Consider the following 17460-nt stretch of genomic DNA (forward strand, 5'->3'; position numbering starts at 1 on the left):
GCCCCGATTAGGCAGCGGACCTCACGAAGAACCGCGGGATCACGCGGCCCCGAAGGGGCGCGGGTCCGTGGCTAGACTCGATCACCATGTGCGGAATCGTGGGCTACGTGGGCCCTGGAACCATGGTCGGAGAGGCCTCGGGGCGACCCCTCGACGTCGCTCTCGAAGGACTCGGACGGCTCGAGTACCGCGGCTACGACTCGGCCGGGGTCGCGCTCGTCGCGCCCGGCGTCGACGCCGTCGCGTTCGCGAAGAAGTCGGGCAAGCTCGCGAACCTCGTGCAGGAGATCGAGACGCACCCGCTGCCCGCGGCGACCGCGTCGATCGGGCACACGCGGTGGGCGACGCACGGCGGCCCGACGGACACCAACGCGCACCCCCACCTCGCGGACGACGACCGCCTCGCCGTGATCCACAACGGCATCGTCGAGAACTTCGCGACCCTCAAGGCCGAGCTCCTCGCCGAGGGCGTGACGTTCCGGTCCGAGACCGACACCGAGGTCGCCGCGCAGCTCCTCGCGCGGGCGTACCGCGACACGAAGGACCTCACGCTCGCGATGGGGCAGGTGGCGCGGCGGCTCGAGGGCACCTTCACGCTCCTCGCCGTGCACGCCGACGCCCCCGACACGGTCGTGGGCGCGCGGCACGACTCGCCGCTCGTCGTCGGGCTGGGCGAGGGCGAGAACTTCCTCGGGTCCGACGTCGCGGCGTTCATCTCCCACACCAAGGAGGCGCTCGAGCTCGGGCAGGACCAGATCGTCACGATCACGCCGACGTCGGTCGAGGTGACCGACTTCGACGGCAACCCCGCCGAGGCGAAGCGCTACACGGTCGACTGGGACGCGGCCGCCGCGGAGAAGGGCGGCTTCTCGTCCTTCATGGACAAGGAGATCCACGACCAGCCGCACGCCGTCGCCGACACGCTGCTCGGCCGCACGGACCCGTCGGGCAAGCTCGTGCTCGACGACCTGCGCATCGACGAGGCCGTGCTGCGCTCGGTCGACAAGATCATCGTCGTCGCGTGCGGCACGGCGGCCTACTCGGGCCACGTCGCGAAGTACGCGATCGAGCACTGGTGCCGCATCCCGGTCGAGGTCGAGCTCGCGCACGAGTTCCGCTACCGCGACCCGATCGTCGACGAGAAGACGCTCGTCGTCGCCGTGACGCAGTCCGGCGAGACCATGGACACGCTCATGGCCGTGCGCCACGCGCGCGAGCAGGGCGCGAAGGTCATCTCGATCGTCAACACGCACGGCTCGACGATCCCGCGTGAGTCCGACGCCGTGCTCTACACGCACGCCGGCCCGGAGATCGCGGTCGCCTCGACGAAGGCGTTCCTGTCGCAGATCACCGCCGCGTACCTCCTGGGCCTCTACCTCGCGCAGCTGCGCGGGAACAAGTTCCCCGACGAGATCGCGGCGATCCTCGAGGACCTGCGCGAGATGCCGCGCAAGATCCAGACGGTCATCGAGCGCGGCGAGTACGTGCGCGCGACCGCGCGGTCGATGAAGGACGCCTCGTCCGTGCTGTTCCTCGGGCGCCACGTCGGGTTCCCCGTCGCGCTCGAGGGCGCGCTCAAGCTCAAGGAGCTCGCGTACATCCACGCGGAGGGCTTCGCGGCCGGCGAGCTCAAGCACGGGCCGATCGCGCTGATCGACGAGGGCCAGCCGGTGTTCGTCGTCGTGCCGTCGCCGAAGGGCCGCGAGGGCCTGCACTCCAAGGTCATCTCGAACATCCAGGAGATCCGGGCGCGCGGCGCACGCACGCTCGTCATCGCCGAGGACGGGGACGACGCCGTGCGTCCCTACGCGGACGAGATCTTCTGGATCCCCGAGTCCCCGACGCTGCTCTCGCCGCTGCTGGCCGTCGTGCCGCTGCAGATCTTCGCGATGGCGCTCGCGACGGCGAAGGGCCTCGACGTCGACCAGCCGCGCAACCTCGCGAAGTCGGTCACGGTCGAGTAGCCCTCCCGGCCCCGCCCCCGCCCACGCGCCGACCAGGTGGTCCTGGCTCGTCCGGTCTCCCGGACGAACCAGGACCACCTGCTCGTGGAGGCGGGGAGGCCTGGTCGCCACCGTAGGGTGGACGCATGATCAAGGGCGTGGGGATCGACGTCGTGGACGTCGCGCGGTTCATGGAGACCCTGGAGCGCACGCCCCGGCTCCGCGAGAAGCTGTTCACCGAGGCCGAGCGTGACCTGCCTCCCGCGTCGCTCGCCGCGCGGTTCGCGGCGAAGGAAGCCATCGCCAAGGCGCTGGGTGCCCCCGCGGGCATGCGCTGGCACGACGCGACGGTGCACCGCGTCGTCGGCGGCCCGCCGGAGGTCGAGATCACCGGCACGGTCGCGGCACGTGCGGACGCGCTCGGCATCACGGCCTGGCACCTGAGCATCTCGCACGACGCCGGCATCGCCTCGGCGATGGTCGTCGCAGAGGGCTGACCCCATCCCGCCGAACATGCCGTTGCCGCCCGTCAACGAAGCCGGACGGGCTCCCACCGCATGGTGAACGGCGGCCGTGGGGTCTCGGCGTCGTCCACAGGACGCGACGTCGGGTCGTTGTCCACAGGTCAGTCGCCGGCCCGACGACGACGGGTCCTCGTGCGGTGGGGTGGCACCCGTGCGTCGTGCTCAGATTCCCCCGTCACTGCTCTCCGTCGCCGCGGTCCAGGGCGGTCTCGTCTCCATCGTCCAGTGCCGAGGGCACGGCCTGAGCGACAAGGACGTGGCCGGCCTGACGCGCCGGGCGACCCTCGTGCGCGTGACGCGCGGCGTCTACGACGTCAGTACCGCGCCGCTCGCCGACCGGTCGTGGGACGAGCGCCGAGCCCGGGCCGCGTGGACGGGCCTGCTCGCCTTCGGCGAGGACGCGGTGGCGGTCGGGCCCTGTGCGCTCGTCCTCCACGGCGTCCGTGGGCTGCCGCCGACCCTCCGGCCCGAGGCAGCCGTCCCTCGTGGGCGCAACCGGCTCGACCGCGACGGCATCGCGCTACGGCAGTTCGACGCCGGCATGACGGCCGTCGAGATTCGGGGCAGGCGGGTCGTGACGCTCGACTGGGCGCTCGCGCAGGCTGTCCCCGAGCTCCCGCGCGCGAACGGCCTCGCCGTGCTCGACTCCGCCCTCCACCAGGACCTCATCGACGCGGACGGGCTGCGCCGCGCGCACGAGCACGCGCGCGGGAGACGCGGTGTCGCCAGTCGACACACGCTGTGGGAGATGGCCGACGCGCGGGCCGAGTCACCCCTCGAGTCCTTCGCCCGGCTCGACTGCATCGACGAGGGCGTGCCGCCGCACACGCTGCAGCTTCCCGTCCACGACCACGGCGGGAGGGTCGTCGCACGGGGCGACCTGGCCTGGCGCTACCGCGACGGTCGGTGGCTCGTCGCCGAGCTGGACGGTCAGGATGTCCACAGCACTCCGCATGCGGTGTTCTCAGACCGAACCCGGCAGAACACTCTGGTCGCGACGGGAAGGATCGACGTCCTGCGCTTCACAGGTCGCGACGTCGGGACGATCGGCCGTACTGTCCGGGCGGCTCTGCACAGAAACGGCGGAAGGCCCCCGCCGAGCATGGGGTCGTGGCCCGTCGGGTCGCTCTGACAGGCCACGACCCCATGCTCGGCGGACTGCCCGAGGAGGGGGAAGGGGAGAGAGTCAGCGCTGGAGGGCCGGGATCACCTGGCGCTGGAAGAGCTCGAGCTGGTCGCGGTCGGTCGCGGCGAAGGGGAAGTAGCCGATCGCGTAGCCGAGGCCCTGGGCGCGCAGCGCCGTGAGGGTCTCGACGATCTGCTCCGGCGTCCCGACGAGGGGGCCGTTGCGCCACGACGCGATGCTGTCGTCCGCCTTCTCGGGGAAGTACCGGCGGGCGTGCTCCTCGACGCGGGCGAGGCGGTCCGCGACGTCCTGCTCGGTCTCGCCGATGACGACGTTGTAGTTGGCCGACCGCGTGATCTCCCCGAAGTCGCGGCCCAGGTCGCGGCAGTGCTGCTCGAGCACGGCGGACTTGTGGGCGAAGCCCTCCGGCGACCCGTCGAAGTTCGTGTACTGGGCGTGCTGAGCCGCGATGCGCAGCGTCTTCTTCTCGCCGCCGCCCGCGATCCACAGGGGGATGCTCGGCACGGCACCCTCGCCGTCGACCGCCACGCGCTGCAGCGGCTGCGGGTAGCACAGCGCGCCGTCCACCTGGTAGCGCCGGCCCTCGAACGTGCCCGACGACCCCGTGCGCCACATGCGCGCCATGATCTGCACGCCCTCGTCGAGCGCGCGCAGGCGCTCGCCCGCGCTGGGGAAGCCGTACCCGTAGGCGCGCCACTCGTGCTCGTACCAGCCCGCGCCGATGCCCATCTCGAGGCGGCCGCCCGAGACGTGGTCGACCGTCGCGGCGACCTTCGCGAGGTACGTCGGCTCGCGGTACGCCATGCACGTGCACATCTGGCCGAGGCGCACGCGCTGCGACGCCGCGGCGAACGCCGCCATGAGCGTCCACGCCTCGTGGGTCGCCTCGGTGCTCGGGGTCGGGGTCGTGTGGAAGTGGTCGTAGACCCACACGCCGTCCCACGCGAACTCGCCGCCGGGCAGGGGCTCGCCCGCCGCCGCGTTGTCGGCGTAGTGGAGCAGGGAGAGCATGGTCTTCCAGTGGTCCTCGGGCGCGACGTCGACGAGGTCGTAGCGCCAGCCCTGCGGGATGAAGAGTCCGAATCGCATGCTCGTCACCCTATGCGGGTCCGCGGGGCCCGCAGCGCGCCCGTGGGGACCGTCTCAGCCCTCGGCCGTCCCGGCGGTCGTCGCCCCGGCCAGCTCGGCGCGGGCGCCGCGCAGGCGGCCCCGGCGCCCGGTGGGCAGGATGAGGTCATGATCGAAGCCTGGTCCGTCGCCGACGTCCGCGCCGCCGAGGAGCCCCTGCTCGTCGCGGGCGTCCCGCTCATGGAGCGGGCGTCGTTCGCGCTCGCCACCGTCGTCGCGCGCGACCTCGCCCGACGCCGGTCGGTCGCCCTGCCCGACGGCGGCCGTCGCGACGGGCGCGTCACCGGCGCCCGGGCGGTCCTGCTCGTCGGCTCGGGCAACAACGGCGGGGACACGCTGTACGCGGGCGCGTACCTCGCGCGCCGCGGCGTCGAGGTGCTGGCGGTGCTCACGGGCGAGCACGCGCATGCCGGCGGTCTCGCGGCGCTCCGGGACGCGGGCGGGCGCGTCGAGGTGCTCGTGGGCAGCCCGGACAGCGCGGCGCACGGCGACGGTCACGACGACCGCCACCGCGACCACCTCGACCCGCACGTCGCCGACCGGGTCGCTGGCCAAGCGGCGCGCGCTGACGTCGTGCTCGACGGCCTCGTCGGGATCGGCGCCCGCGGGGCGCTGCGCGGGGTCGCGGCGGACCTCGTGGAGCGCCTGGCCGCGGTGCTCGACGGCGGCCCCGCGCACGGTCCCGACGGCCCCGGTCGGCCGTGGGTCGTCGCGGTGGACGCGCCGAGCGGCATCGGCGTCGACGACGGCACGGTGCCGGGCCCGGTGCTGCGCGCCGACCGCACGGTGACGTTCGGCGCCGCCAAGCCGGGGCTGCTCCTGCCGCCCGCGACGCACCTCGCGGGGCACGGCGCGGTCGTCGACATCGGGCTGCGCCTCGGCGCACCCGTCCCTGACGCACCCGTCCCTGACGCACCCGGCCTCGGCGCACCGGGCCCCGGCGTCGCCGGCCCTGACGCGCCCGCCCCGGACCGGGGGAAGACGACACCGGTCGTGCGTCGGCTCGAGCCGGCGGACGTCGCGGCCCTCTGGTCCGTGCCCGGCGCGACCGACCACAAGTACACGCGCGGCGTCGTCGGCGTCGTGGCGGGCACGCCGACCTTCCCGGGCGCAGCGGTGCTCGTCACGACCGCGGCCGTCCGCACGGGTCCGGGCATGGTGCGCTACGGCGGGCCCGACGACGCCACGCGCGCCGTCCTCGCGGCCCGCCCCGAGGTGGTGCCCGCCGCGGGCCGCGTCCAGTCCTGGGTGCTGGGCCCGGGCGTCCCGGCGGTCCCCGGCCCGGGCGACAACCCGGTCGACGACGGCGGCCAGCACGAGCGCGTGCGGACCGCGCTCGCCGCCGCGACGGCGACCGACGCGACGACCACCGACGCCACGACCACCGACGCGACGACCACCGGCGCGACGCCGGAGCGCGTGCCCGCGGTCGTCGACGCGGGCGCTCTGTCCCTGCTGCCCGAGCGCTGCCCGCCGTCGGTCGTGCTGACCCCGCACGCCGGGGAGCTCGCGACGCTCCTGCGGGCGCGCGGCGACGACGTGGCGCGGACCGACGTCGAGGCCGAGCCGCTGCGCTGGGCGCGCCGCGCGCACGACGCCACCGGCGCGACGGTGCTGCTCAAGGGGTCGGCGACGGTCGTCGTCGGGCCGGAGGGCGCGTGGTCGCAGGCGGACGCGCCTGCGTGGCTCGCGACCGCCGGGGCGGGCGACGTCCTCGCCGGCATCCTCGGCACGCTGCTCGCGGCGCACGCGGAGCGCGTCATGCGGGAGCCGGGCCTCGCCGCGCGGCTTGCTGCGGCGGCCGCCGTCGTGCACGGTCTCGCCGCCGAGCGCGCGAACCCGGGCGGTCCCGTCGCGGCGCTCGACGTCGCGGACGCGGTCCCGGGCGTCGTCGCGGAGCTGCTCGCCGCGCGCTGACCGCGCCCACGGCGTGCCGCACCACGCGCCGACCGCGCCGGTTGCGCCCGCGTGCCGACCGCGCCGCCGCGCACCCCACCGCACCCACGCGCGACCCGCACCGACCGCGGGGACGCCGCCGGTACCGTGGAGGGCGTGGTCCCCCTCCCCGTGCGCGACGGCCTCAACCCGACGCGCCTCGTGCTGCCGCACGACGCCGAGAGCGTCGCGCGGTACCCGCGCACCCTCGACTACGTGCGCCACCGCTTCCCCGACGACGCCGCGCGCCTCGCGGAGAAGGTCGCGGCGGGGGAGGTCGTCGACGGCCGCGGGCGCCCGGTGGACGCACGCACGCCGTACGAGCCGCGCGGGTTCGTGTTCCTCTACCGCGACCCGCCCGTCGAGCCGGACGTGCCGTTCGAGGTCCGCGTGCTGCACCGCGACCGGGACCTGCTGGTCGTCGACAAGCCGCACTTCCTCGCGACCATCCCGCGCGGGGCGTACGTCGCGCGGTCGGTGCTGGTGCGGCTGCGCCGCGACCTCGACCTGCCCGAGCTCAGTCCGGCGCACCGCCTCGACCGCGTGACCGCGGGCGTCCTGCTGCTCACGCTGCGCCCGCAGGTGCGCGGGGCCTACCAGGAGCTCTTCGCGCGGCGCGAGGTGCGCAAGACGTACGAGGCGGTCGCGCCGTGGGACCCGTCGCTCGACCTCCCCGCGACCGTGCGCAGCCGTATCGTCAAGCGCCGCGGCGTCATGCGGGCCGAGGAGGTGGACGGCGAGCCCAACGCGGAGAGCCGCGTCGACGTCGTCGAGACCGACCCGGCGCGCGGGCTCGCGCGGTACCGGCTCGAGCCGCACAGCGGCAGGACGCACCAGCTCCGCCTGCACATGGCGCGGCTCGGCGTGCCGATCGTGCACGACAACTTCTACCCCGAGCCGTACGACGTCTCGCCCGAGGACTACTCGCGCCCGCTCCAGCTCGTGTCGCGGTCGCTCGCGTTCACGGACCCGTTCACGGGCCGCGAGCGCCGCTTCGCGACGGACCGCGCGCTCTCCGCGTGGTGACGCGCGGGTGAGAGAATCGACGACCGTGAGCGACACCCAGCGCACGACCTCTCCCGGCACACCCCCCGGCACACCCGCCGGCACCCCCGGCACCGTCCCGACCGGCGCGCGGGCGGGCTCCCTCGCGGGCCCCGCCCCGACGTCCCGCGCGAGCGGCTCCGACGGCCCGGACCCCCGTGCCTACCCGGCCCGCGCCGTCGTCGACCTGGCGGCGGTCCGTGACAACGTGCGCGCGCTCGCGGACCTCGCGCCGTCGTCCCAGGTGATGGCCGTGGTCAAGGCGGACGCGTACGGGCACGGGCTCCTCGCGAGCGCGCTCGGGGCGCTCGCGGGCGGTGCGACGTGGCTCGGGACGGCGCAGCCGGGCGAGGCGCTCGCGCTGCGGGCGGCGGGCGTCGGCCCGGACCGGGCGCGCGTGCTCACGTGGCTCTACCCGCCGGGCGCGCCGCTGCGCGACCTCGTGGAGGCGGACGTCGACGTGTCGCTCGCCGCGCGCTGGGCCGTGGACGAGGTGGTCGCGGCGGCGCGGGCCGCGGGCCGGACCGCGCGGGTGCACCTCGCGGTCGACACGGGCCTGGGCCGCAACGGGATCATGCCGGCGGACCTGCCGGACGTGCTCGACGCCGTGGCGCGCGCCGAGGCGGAGGGTGCCGTGCGCGTCGTCGGCATGTGGTCGCACCTGGCGTTCGCGGACGAGCCCGGCCACCCGACCGTCGTCGCGCAGGCCGACGTCTTCGACGAGGCCGTGCGCGAGGCCGCGCGGGCGGGCGTCGTGCCGGAGCTGCGCCACCTCGCGAACTCCGCCGCGACGCTCACCGCCCCCCGCACGCACTACGACCTCGTGCGACCGGGCCTGGCCGCGTACGGGATGACGCCCGTGCCGCAGCTCGGGCCGCCGACGCGGTTCGGCCTGCGCCCCGCGATGACGCTCGAGGCGCGCCTCGCGACGGTCAAGCGCGTGCCCGGCGGTCACGGCGTCTCCTACTCGCACCACTACACGACGCCGCAGGACACGACGCTCGGCGTCGTGCCGCTCGGCTACGGCGACGGGATCCCACGCCACGCGTCGGGCGGCGGGCCCGCGGGTGCGCCGGGCGGGCCGGTGCTCGTCGGCGCCCGTCCGGGAGAGCCCGGCGGGCGCGTCGTGCGCGTCGCGGGCCGGGTCTGCATGGACCAGCTCGTGCTCGACCTCGGCCCGGACGCGACCGAGCGCGCGGGCGACGTCGTCACGCTGTTCGGCGCGGGCGACGGCGTGGCGCGCGGCGGGGTCCCCACGGCCGAGGACTGGGCGCAGGCCGCGGGCACCATCAGCTACGAGATCACGACGCGCCTCGGTGCGCGCGTGCCGCGCGAGCACGTGGGGACGCACGTGCTCGACGACGGCGCGCGGGCGCTCCTGGCGCGCGACCCGAGCCCGCACGACAGCACGGAAAGGACGGTCCGCGCGTGAGCGACGACCCGAACCACTCGACCCCGGCGCCCGCCGCCGGGGGGACTGCGTCCGACGACGCGCCGGGCGGCGTCGTCGTGCTGCCCGACGCCGAGGCGACCCGCGCGTTCGGCCGCGCCCTCGCCGCGGTGCTGCGCGCGGGGGACCTGGTGATCCTCACGGGCGACCTCGGGGCGGGGAAGACGACGCTCACGCAGGGGATCGGGGCGGGGCTCGGCGTGCGCGGCCAGGTCGCGTCCCCGACGTTCATCGTCGCGCGCGAGCACCCGTCCGTCGTCGGGGGACCGGCCCTGGTGCACGTGGACGCGTACCGCCTCGGGTCGCTCGACGAGGTCGACGCGCTCGACCTCGACTCGAGCCTGGACGAGTCGGTGACGGTCGTCGAGTGGGGCAGCGGCCTCGTCGAGGCGCTCGCGGGCGACCGCCTGGAGATCGTGCTCGAGCGCCCGCGCGGCGGGGTCGGCGCGGAGCAGGGCTCGGACGACGACGCCCCCGAGGCGGGGGAGCGGCGCGTGACCGTGCGCGGCGTGGGGGCACGCTGGGCCGGTCTCGACGTCGCCGTACTCACCCGGTAGCGCCCGGCGACGAGGACGGCCCCGTTCCCGGCCGTAGGCTGGAGCCGTGGCTGTTCTCGCGCTCGACACCTCCGCCTCCGTCACCGTCGCCGTCGTCTCCGACGACGGCGCTCGTCTCGCCCGCCGCGACGCGCCCGAGCGTCGCCGGCACGCCGAGGCGCTCGCCCCGCTCGTCGAGGCGGCGCTCGCCGAGGCCGGCGTCGACCGCCGCGACCTCACGGCGGTCGCCGTCGGGACGGGCCCGGCGCCGTTCACCGGCCTGCGGGTCGGGCTCGTCACGGCCCGTGCCCTGGGCTTCGCGCTCGGCGTGCCCGTGCTGGGCGTCCCGAGCCTCGACGCCGTCGCCGCGCAGGCCGTGAGCGACCTCGGCCTCGCGCCCGACGACGAGCTCCTCGTCGCGACCGACGCCCGCCGTCGCGAGGTCTACTGGGCGCGGTACCGCGTCGTCGCGCACGAGGGGCCGCACGCGGTCCCCGTGCTCGAGACCGTCGCGGGGCCCGACGTCGGCCCCGCCGCCGACGTCGCGACGCACGCCGCGGGCGCCGTCGTGGTCGGGGAGGGCGCCGAGCTCTACCCCGACGCGCTCGACGTCGCGCAGGACGCCCCGCAGGTCCCCGACGCCGCCGTGCTCGCGCGCCTCGCGATCGCGCGCCGGGCGGCCGGGCTCGAGCAGCCGACCGAGCCGCTGTACCTGCGCCGCCCCGACGTCCAGGAGGCCGCGGCGCGCAAGCGCGTGAGCGACGCGTCGCCGGAGCGGTCGCGATGAGCACGCGGTCGTACGAGATCCGGCTGCGGCCCCTCAAGGCCGCGGACCTCGACCGCGTCGTCGAGCTCGAGCGCGAGCTGTTCGGGCGCGGCGCGTGGACCTACGGGATGCTCGCCGACGAGCTCGCCGGGTTCGGGCGGTGGTACGTCGCCGCCGAGCCCGTACGGCTCTACGCCGCGGGGCCCCAGCCGCTCGTCGGGTACGCGGGCCTGTGGTTCGACGGCGACGTCACCCAGGTCATGACCATCGGCGTCGACCCGGCGTTCCAGCACCAGGGCGTGGGCTCGGTGCTCCTGGAGGCGCTGGTCGAGCGGTCGCGCGAGCTCGGGGCGAGCGCCGTCCTGCTCGAGGTGCGCGTCGACAACGACCCGGCGCTCGCCCTCTACGCGAAGCACGGGTTCGAGCAGCTCGGCATCCGCAAGCGGTACTACCAGCCCGAGGACGTGGACGCGTACACGATGCGGCTCGAGCTGGGCCCCCCGCCGCCGCGCGACGAGCCGGACTACGGGACGGCGTCCGCCGACGTGGTCGCGTGACGAACGACCTCGCGCGGCGCGACCGGGTGCTCGTCGACGCGCGCGGCCTCGCCGCGGCGCTCGCGGGCGACCGCCCGCCCGTCGTGCTCGACGTGCGGTGGGCGCTGGGCGTCACCGACGGGCGCGAGCAGCACCGCGCCGCGCACGTGCCGGGCGCGGTGTACGTGGACCTGGAGACCGAGCTCGCGGCGCCGCCGTCGCCCGCCGCCGGCCGCCACCCGCTGCCGGAGCCGGGCGGCCTCCAGGCGGCGGCCCGGCGCTGGGGCGTCCGCGCCGACCGGGGCGTCGTCGTGTACGACGCCGTGGGCGGCACGTCGGCCGCGCGCGCCTGGTGGCTGCTGCGGTGGGCGGGCCACGACGACGTCCGCCTCCTCGACGGCGGCCTGCCCGCGTGGCGCGCGGCGGGGTACCCGACCGAGGAGGGCGACGTGCGGCCCGAGCCGGGCGACGTCGTCGTCTCCCCGGGCGGGATGCCGGTGCTCGACGCCGACGGCGCGGCCCGGCTCGCGGCGTCGGGCGTGCTGCTCGACGCGCGCGCGGGCGAGCGGTACCGCGGGGAGGTCGAGCCCGTCGACCCGCGGGCCGGTCACGTCCCGGGCGCGGTGAGCGCCCCGACGACGGGCAACCTCGCCGCCGACGGGACGTTCCTCGACCCGGACGCGCTCCGCGCGCGCTTCGTCGCGCTCGGGGTGGCCGCGCAGCCCGGGAGCACGACCGAGGGCGCCGCCGGGGAGGAGCCGGCGTCGCGCCCGGTCGGGGTGTACTGCGGCTCGGGCGTCACCGCCGCGCACGAGGTCGCCGCGCTCGCGACGCTCGGCGTCGACGCGGCGCTCTACGCGGGGTCGTGGTCGCAGTGGTCGAACGACCCCGACCGCCCCGTCGCGACCTGACGCACGCCGCGTCTCCCGCACCGCGGAGCGCGCGCAGCCCCCGGACGCGACGAGGCGGCACCCCGGTGGGGTGCCGCCTCGGCTCGGACGGTGCGGGACGGGCTCAGAGGACCTCGGCGACCTGGTGGAAGTCGAGGCGCGCCTGGCGCGGGAAGTGCGCGCCCTCGTCGGCCGGGTAGCCCACGTTGATCGCGACGAGCGTGCGCCAGCCCGACTCGCCGAAGAACTCGGCGTCGATCCCGGCGGCGTCGAAGCCCGTCATAGGGCCGACGGACAGGCCCGCGGCGCGCAGCCCGACGATGAGGTAGCCGATCTGGATGAGGGCGTTGGTGCGGGCCATGCCCTCGCGCAGGTCGGCCTGCGGGTCGAGCTGCTCGGCGATGCCCTCGCGGAACGGCGCGAGCGTGCCGAGGTGCTGGTGGAACGACGGGTCGGCGGCGGCGACGATCGTCACGGGCGCGGCGAGCGTCTTGTCGCGGTTGAAGTCCGCCATGTGCGCGCCGAGGCGCTGCTTCGCCTCGGGCGTGCGCACGACGAGCAGCCGCAGCGGGAGGGTGTTCATCGCGGTGGGCGCCCAGCGGACGAGGTCCCAGGCGGCCTGGATCTGCGCGTCGCTGACGGGCTCGTCCGAGAACGCGTGCGTGGTGTGCGCCGCGCGGAACAGGCGGTCCGCGGCCTGCGCGTCGATCGCGAGCTGGTCGGCCTGCTCGCTCGGCGAGGCAGAGGACTCGATGAGGGTGTCGGTGCTCATGACTGGGACAAACAGTTGAACCCTTGATCATCTTCCGAGCAGACGGTGTGACGTGCGCGACACGGACGGTCCGGCCCCCGCGCGCGACTACCCTGGAGGCCATGGTCCCCACTGCTCCCGCGAGCTCCGGCGAGCCCCTGGTGCTCGGCATCGAGACGTCCTGCGACGAGACGGGCGTGGCGCTCGTCCGCGGTCGCGAGCTGCTCGTCGACACGGTCGCGAGCTCCATGGACGAGCACGCGCGCTACGGCGGGATCATCCCCGAGGTCGCGTCGCGCGCCCACCTCGAGGCGATGATCCCCACGCTCGAGCGCACGCTCGGCACGGCCGACGTCGACCTCTCCGAGGTCGACGCGATCGCCGTCACCGCCGGGCCGGGCCTCGTCGGCCCGCTGACGATCGGCGCCTCGGCCGCGAAGGCCCTCGCGCTCGCGCTCGGCAAGCCGCTCTACGGCGTGAACCACGTCATCGGCCACGCGGCCGTCGACGAGCTCGTGCACGGCGCGTTCCCCGAGCGCGTCATGGCGCTCGTCGTGTCCGGCGGGCACAGCTCGCTCCTGCTCGTGGACGACGTCGCGACGGCCGTCACCGAGCTCGGCTCGACGCTCGACGACGCCGCGGGCGAGGCGTTCGACAAGGTCGGGCGCCTGCTCGGCCTGCCGTACCCCGGCGGCCCGCACATCGACCGCCTCGCGCGCGAGGGCGACCCCACGGCGATCCGGTTCCCGCGGGGCCTCACCGCGCGCAAGGACCAGGAGAAGCACGCGTACGACTTCTCGTTCTCGGGCCTCAAGACGGCCGTCGCGCGCTGGGTCGAGGCCCGCCAGGACGCGGGGGAGGAGATCCCCGTGCACGACGTCGCCGCCTCCTTCGCGGAGTCCGTCGCCGACGTGCTCACCGCGAAGACCATCGCCGCGTGCGAGCGGCACGGCGTCTCGACGCTCGTCGTCGGCGGCGGGTTCAGCGCGAACTCCCAGCTGCGCGACATGGCCGCGGAGCGCTGCGCGGAGGCGGGCATCGAGCTGCGCATCCCGCCGATCCGCTACTGCACCGACAACGGGGCGATGATCGCCGCGCTCGGCTCGGCCGTCGTGCGGGCGGGCGTCGCGCCGTCGAGCCTGGACATCGGCGTCGACTCGTCGATGCCGCTCACCGTCACGCACGTGTGACGGCCCGGCCGGGTCACAGGGGCCGGCCGGCCCGCATCTCGGCGACGAGCGAGCGCACGACGGCGTCCAGCTCGCCCCCGTGGCGCCGCGCCACCGCGCGCTGCCGCTGGTAGGACGCGCCGCGCCGCACGATGGTGCGCACGCCGTCGAGCTCGTCGAGGCAGCCGAGGCGCGCCGCGACGGGCTCGAGCTCGACGAGCAGCCGCCCCACGGCGTCGGTCACGAGCTCCTCGTTGCCCTCGCGGTCGAGGATGATGATCGCGTCCATGCCGTAGCGCGCCGAGCGCCACTTGTTCTCCTGCGCGTACCACGGCGGGATGCTCGGCAGCTCGCGCCCCTCGTCGAGCATCGTCGAGAAGTGCTCGACGAGGCAGTGCGTGAGGGCGGCCAGCGCCAGGAGCTCGGAGATGTTCGTGACGCCGTCGCAGATGCGTGTCTCGAGCGTGCCGAACTGCGGCGCGGGCCGCAGGTCCCACCGGACCTCGTCGAACGCGTCGATGACGCCGGTGTGCAGCATGTCGGCGACGTAGCCCTCGAGCTCCTCCCACGTCCCGAACTGGAACGGCAGGCCCGCGGTCGGCAGCTGCTGGAACATGAGCGCGCGGTTCGACGCGTAGCCGGTGTCCTTGCCGCCCCAGAACGGCGAGCTCGCCGAGAGCGACTGGAGGTGGGCGAACGTCGTGAGCATCGCGCGCTGGATCGGCAGCACCTTGGCGCGGTCCTCGATGCCGACGTGCACGTGCACGCCGTAGATGAGCATCTGCCGCCCCCACCACTGGGTGCGGTCGATGAGCGTGGTGTAGCGCTGCTTGTCGGTGACCTTCTGCTGCGCCCAGCGCGCGAACGGGTGCGTGCCCGCGCTCATGAGCTCGACGCGCAGCGGGTCCGTCACGGCGCGCAGCTCCTCGACCGAGCGCTGCAGGTCGCGGCCGGCCTCGCCCACCGTGCGGCACACGCCGCTCACGACCTCGACCGTGTTGAGCAGGAGCTCCTGCTTGATCGACGGGTGCGGGCCGCCGTCGGCCGGGCGCACGGCGTCGAGCACGGTCTGCGCGACCTGCCGCAGGTCGCCGGAGTCGGCGTCGACGAGCGCGAGCTCCCACTCGAGCCCGACGGTCGAGCGCTCCGAGCGGGCGAAGGGGATCGCCGTGCGGCGCGGCAGGGCGCTCACCGGTGCCCGTCCTGCCCGGCGGCGGCCGGGGGAGCGGAGAGCGGCTCGACGACGAGCACCTGCTGGGAGCCGCCGACGCGCGTGAGGACGATCGTCGCGGTCGCGTCGCCCGTGAGGGCGAGCTGTCGGCGGAGCTGCTCCGGCGTGACGGCCGTGCCCCGCTTCTTGATCGTCAGACGCCCGACGCCGCGCTCGCGCAGGTAGGAGCGCAGCCGCTTGAGGCCGAACGGCATGGTGTCGAGCACGCGGTAGCCGCGCGCGAGCCCGTCCGCGAGCCCCGTCGCGTCGAGCGGCGCGGGGGAGTCGGTCGTCACGTACGCGATGGTCCGGTCGAGCAGGCGGCCGCCCAGCCCGCGCGCGGCGTGCGCGACGAGCCCCGCCCGGATCACGGCGCCGTCGGGCTCGTAGAGGTACTGCCCGACGGCGCCCACCTCGGGCACCACGTCTGCGTCGCCCGGGCGGTGGGCGATCCGGCGCGTGGTGGTGCGCGCGGTCCCGTCGGGCCCGGTCCACGACGACAGGACGAGCGCCGACCGGCCCGGTCCCTCGGGCGCCAGCGGGCCGAACCAGAGCCCGGCCTCCACGACGTCCCCGTCGACCGACACCCACTCGGTCTCGGCGTCCTCGGGCAGGCCGGCGTGCGGGATGCCCGGGCCCACCTTGATCCCGACCGCGGGCACACGCTCGCGCAGCGCCCACACCGCGTCGAGCGGCGGGGCGTAGGCCTTCGGGTCGAACACGCGCGTGCCGGCGCGGGTGCGGCGTGCCGGGTCGGCGTACACGCCCTCGATACGCTCGCCCTCCAGGTCGAGCGCGAGCCCGTCGCCGTGGCGCACCTCGGCCTCGGGGAAGTGGCGCAGATTGACGGTCGCGATCGCCGCGGTGAGCTCGTCGACGTCGGTCGCGAGCACCTCGAGCTCCGCGGCGGCGAACGCGAGCGCGTCGACGCCGATCCCGCTCGTGAGGTCCGCGACGCGCCGGATCCCCGCCTCCTGGTACCGCCGGGCGTGCAGGGCCGCGACGACGAGCCGGCTCGCCTGCTCCAGCCCCGCCTGCGTGAAGAGCATGCCGTCGGCGAACGCGCCGAGCTTGCCGTGCGCCGCGGCGCGCAGCCGGGACTGGGTGAGGGCCGCGGCGGCCAGGTCCGGGTCGACGCCCTTCGCGCGCAGCCCTGCCGCGAGCACGAGCGCCTGCTGCTCGTCGTACGGCGGGAGCGCGCCGAGCAGGGCCCAGCCCTCGGGGCTGAGCAGCTTGGTGAGCGTGGCGGCGTCCATGGCGTCGATCCTTCCACGGGGGCCGGGGACCACGCGCAGCCGGAGCCCGGTCGTCCGCAGGGCGGACGTTGGCACTCGCCTTGACCGAGTGCTAACCGGGACCTAGATTTGAGACGTGCCGCCACCGCTCGCGGAGGCGGCACCACGTGCGACCAGGCTGTCCGGCACCCGCGACGACGGCCAGCCGGTGCGCTCGACCCATCCGTTGCAGTTCTCACCGCGAAAGGGGAGGTCCGACGTGTCGGTCCCCATCAAGCCGCTCGAGGACCGGATCGTCGTGAAGGCCCTCGAGGCCGAGACCACGACCGCATCCGGCCTGGTCATCCCGGACACCGCCAAGGAGAAGCCCCAGGAGGGCGAGGTCCTGGCCGTCGGTCCGGGCCGTGTCGACGACAACGGCAACCGCGTCCCGCTCGACGTGACCGTCGGCGACAAGGTCATCTACAGCAAGTACGGCGGCACCGAGGTCAAGTACGGCGGCGAGGACTACCTCGTCCTGTCCGCGCGCGACATCCTCGCCGTGGTGGTCGGCTGACGCCGACCCGGTTCAGCAGCAGGGCCCCGCGACCGACGGTCGCGGGGCCCTGCTGCGTTCCGTGGCCGGTCGCCCCACCGGTGGTCCCACGGGTCGTGCGCACGTGCGCCCGGTACGACGTCGGACCGGGGCCGTGCAGGTCTGCTGGCGGCGCGGAGGCACCGAGGACGGTGCTCGGAGGGAGGGGTGCGTCAGCCGGTGCGGCGGGCGCCGCCCGCGAGGATGGCGGCGCGCTCGTCCTCGCTCAGGCCGCCCCACACCCCGTACGGCTCGCGCACGCGGAGCGACTGCTCGCGGCACTGCATCATCACGGGGCACGAGTGGCAGATCGCCTTCGCGGCCTCCGCTCGCCGTCGTCGCGTCGAGCCGCGCTCACCCTCGGGGTGGAAGAACAACGTGTCGTCCGCGTCGCGGCACGAACCCTGGTACTGCCATTCCCACAGCTCCATGACGGGCCCGGGGAGCCTCGAGATCTCTGCCATGCCGAACAACCTACAAGCGTTGCAAGACTTGTTCAAGTCCCCTGTGAGGAAAAAGTGAACGAGCAGGTTGAACCGCTCGTGGAGCGGTGCGAGGGGGGTCAACCGCGTCGGCCGCTCCGGGCGCGCTGACGCGATCCGGGGCGCCCGGCGCGTTTGCG

General features: G+C 75.4%; 17 protein-coding genes. 12 read left to right on the forward strand and 5 right to left on the reverse strand.

Annotated features, from left to right (window positions below):
• The first annotated feature begins 86 nt into the window (after positions 1-86).
• The 3 genes from glmS to MT994_RS08695 all read left to right on the forward strand — a co-directional run bounded on the left by glmS (position 87) and on the right by MT994_RS08695 (position 3599).
• The gene (gene glmS / locus MT994_RS08685) at positions 87-1964 is read left to right on the forward strand and encodes a glutamine--fructose-6-phosphate transaminase (isomerizing) (protein WP_061268657.1); all 1878 of its coding nucleotides are present in this window, start codon (positions 87-89) and stop codon (positions 1962-1964) included.
• A gap of 125 nt (positions 1965-2089) precedes the next feature.
• Positions 2090-2440 (forward strand): holo-ACP synthase, encoded by a 351-nt coding sequence (locus MT994_RS08690; RefSeq protein WP_021482029.1) that lies wholly within the window; start codon positions 2090-2092, stop codon positions 2438-2440.
• A gap of 283 nt (positions 2441-2723) precedes the next feature.
• Positions 2724-3599, forward strand: coding sequence for a hypothetical protein (locus MT994_RS08695; RefSeq protein WP_354805907.1), 876 nt, complete (start codon positions 2724-2726; stop codon positions 3597-3599).
• A 54-nt stretch (positions 3600-3653) separates the two neighbouring features.
• On the opposite strand, the gene MT994_RS08700 is transcribed toward MT994_RS08695, so the two are convergent.
• Positions 3654-4703, reverse strand: coding sequence for a TIGR03560 family F420-dependent LLM class oxidoreductase (locus MT994_RS08700; protein WP_163184469.1), 1050 nt, complete (start codon positions 4701-4703; stop codon positions 3654-3656).
• A gap of 147 nt (positions 4704-4850) precedes the next feature.
• Between MT994_RS08700 and MT994_RS08705 the strand changes: the two genes are divergently transcribed.
• From MT994_RS08705 to MT994_RS08735, 7 genes are all read left to right on the forward strand, one after another.
• On the forward strand, positions 4851-6659 hold the full coding sequence (locus tag MT994_RS08705) for an NAD(P)H-hydrate epimerase (RefSeq protein WP_354805908.1): 1809 nt from the start codon (positions 4851-4853) through the stop codon (positions 6657-6659).
• Between the two features lie 135 nt (positions 6660-6794).
• Complete coding sequence (locus MT994_RS08710) at positions 6795-7703, forward strand: pseudouridine synthase (RefSeq protein ID WP_043660468.1); 909 nt, start codon at positions 6795-6797, stop codon at positions 7701-7703.
• Positions 7704-7908: 205 nt separating this feature from the next.
• On the forward strand, positions 7909-9153 hold the full coding sequence (gene alr / locus MT994_RS08715; RefSeq protein ID WP_228485393.1) for an alanine racemase: 1245 nt from the start codon (positions 7909-7911) through the stop codon (positions 9151-9153).
• 77 nt (positions 9154-9230) lie between these two features.
• Entirely contained in the window at positions 9231-9728 is a 498-nt protein-coding gene (tsaE, locus tag MT994_RS08720) for a tRNA (adenosine(37)-N6)-threonylcarbamoyltransferase complex ATPase subunit type 1 TsaE (RefSeq protein ID WP_354806125.1), read from the forward strand.
• Between the two features lie 46 nt (positions 9729-9774).
• Entirely contained in the window at positions 9775-10494 is a 720-nt protein-coding gene (tsaB, locus tag MT994_RS08725; RefSeq protein ID WP_043660420.1) for a tRNA (adenosine(37)-N6)-threonylcarbamoyltransferase complex dimerization subunit type 1 TsaB, read from the forward strand.
• Positions 10491-11030, forward strand: a complete 540-nt coding sequence (gene rimI / locus MT994_RS08730; RefSeq protein ID WP_163184472.1) for a ribosomal protein S18-alanine N-acetyltransferase — start codon at positions 10491-10493, stop codon at positions 11028-11030. The genes tsaB and rimI overlap by 4 nt, the downstream gene beginning before the upstream one ends.
• On the forward strand, positions 11027-11920 hold the full coding sequence (locus MT994_RS08735; RefSeq protein WP_354805910.1) for a sulfurtransferase: 894 nt from the start codon (positions 11027-11029) through the stop codon (positions 11918-11920). The genes rimI and MT994_RS08735 overlap by 4 nt, the downstream gene beginning before the upstream one ends.
• A 103-nt stretch (positions 11921-12023) precedes the next feature.
• On the opposite strand, the gene MT994_RS08740 is transcribed toward MT994_RS08735, so the two are convergent.
• A complete protein-coding gene (locus MT994_RS08740) occupies positions 12024-12671 on the reverse strand; it encodes a malonic semialdehyde reductase (RefSeq protein ID WP_168944699.1) in 648 nt (215 codons plus the stop codon).
• Between the two features lie 101 nt (positions 12672-12772).
• Between MT994_RS08740 and tsaD the strand changes: the two genes are divergently transcribed.
• The gene (tsaD, locus tag MT994_RS08745) at positions 12773-13840 is read left to right on the forward strand and encodes a tRNA (adenosine(37)-N6)-threonylcarbamoyltransferase complex transferase subunit TsaD (RefSeq protein ID WP_076405092.1); all 1068 of its coding nucleotides are present in this window, start codon (positions 12773-12775) and stop codon (positions 13838-13840) included.
• Positions 13841-13853: 13 nt separating this feature from the next.
• Here tsaD and MT994_RS08750 read toward each other — a convergent pair whose 3' ends face one another.
• Together MT994_RS08750 and MT994_RS08755 are read right to left on the reverse strand one after the other, a co-directional pair.
• Positions 13854-15011: a glutamate--cysteine ligase gene (locus tag MT994_RS08750; RefSeq protein WP_021482303.1), complete on the reverse strand. Its 1158-nt coding sequence runs from the start codon at positions 15009-15011 to the stop codon at positions 13854-13856.
• Entirely contained in the window at positions 15008-16285 is a 1278-nt protein-coding gene (locus MT994_RS08755; RefSeq protein ID WP_354805912.1) for an SAM-dependent methyltransferase, read from the reverse strand. The genes MT994_RS08750 and MT994_RS08755 overlap by 4 nt, the downstream gene beginning before the upstream one ends.
• Before the next feature lie 238 nt (positions 16286-16523).
• On the opposite strand from MT994_RS08755, the gene groES reads away from it, so the two are divergent.
• Positions 16524-16820 carry a co-chaperone GroES gene (gene groES, locus MT994_RS08760; RefSeq protein ID WP_021482870.1) on the forward strand — a complete coding sequence of 99 codons (297 nt, stop codon included), beginning with the start codon at positions 16524-16526 and terminating at the stop codon, positions 16818-16820.
• A 191-nt stretch (positions 16821-17011) separates the two neighbouring features.
• Here the strand turns inward: groES and MT994_RS08765 are convergent, their stop codons facing one another.
• A complete protein-coding gene (locus tag MT994_RS08765; protein WP_031316449.1) occupies positions 17012-17302 on the reverse strand; it encodes a WhiB family transcriptional regulator in 291 nt (96 codons plus the stop codon).
• Between the last annotated feature and the right edge of the window lie 158 nt (positions 17303-17460).

Origin of the sequence: Cellulosimicrobium sp. MI9406 (assembly GCF_040595865.1) — a bacterium.
Classification (GTDB): Bacteria; Actinomycetota; Actinomycetes; order Actinomycetales; family Cellulomonadaceae; genus Cellulosimicrobium; species Cellulosimicrobium funkei.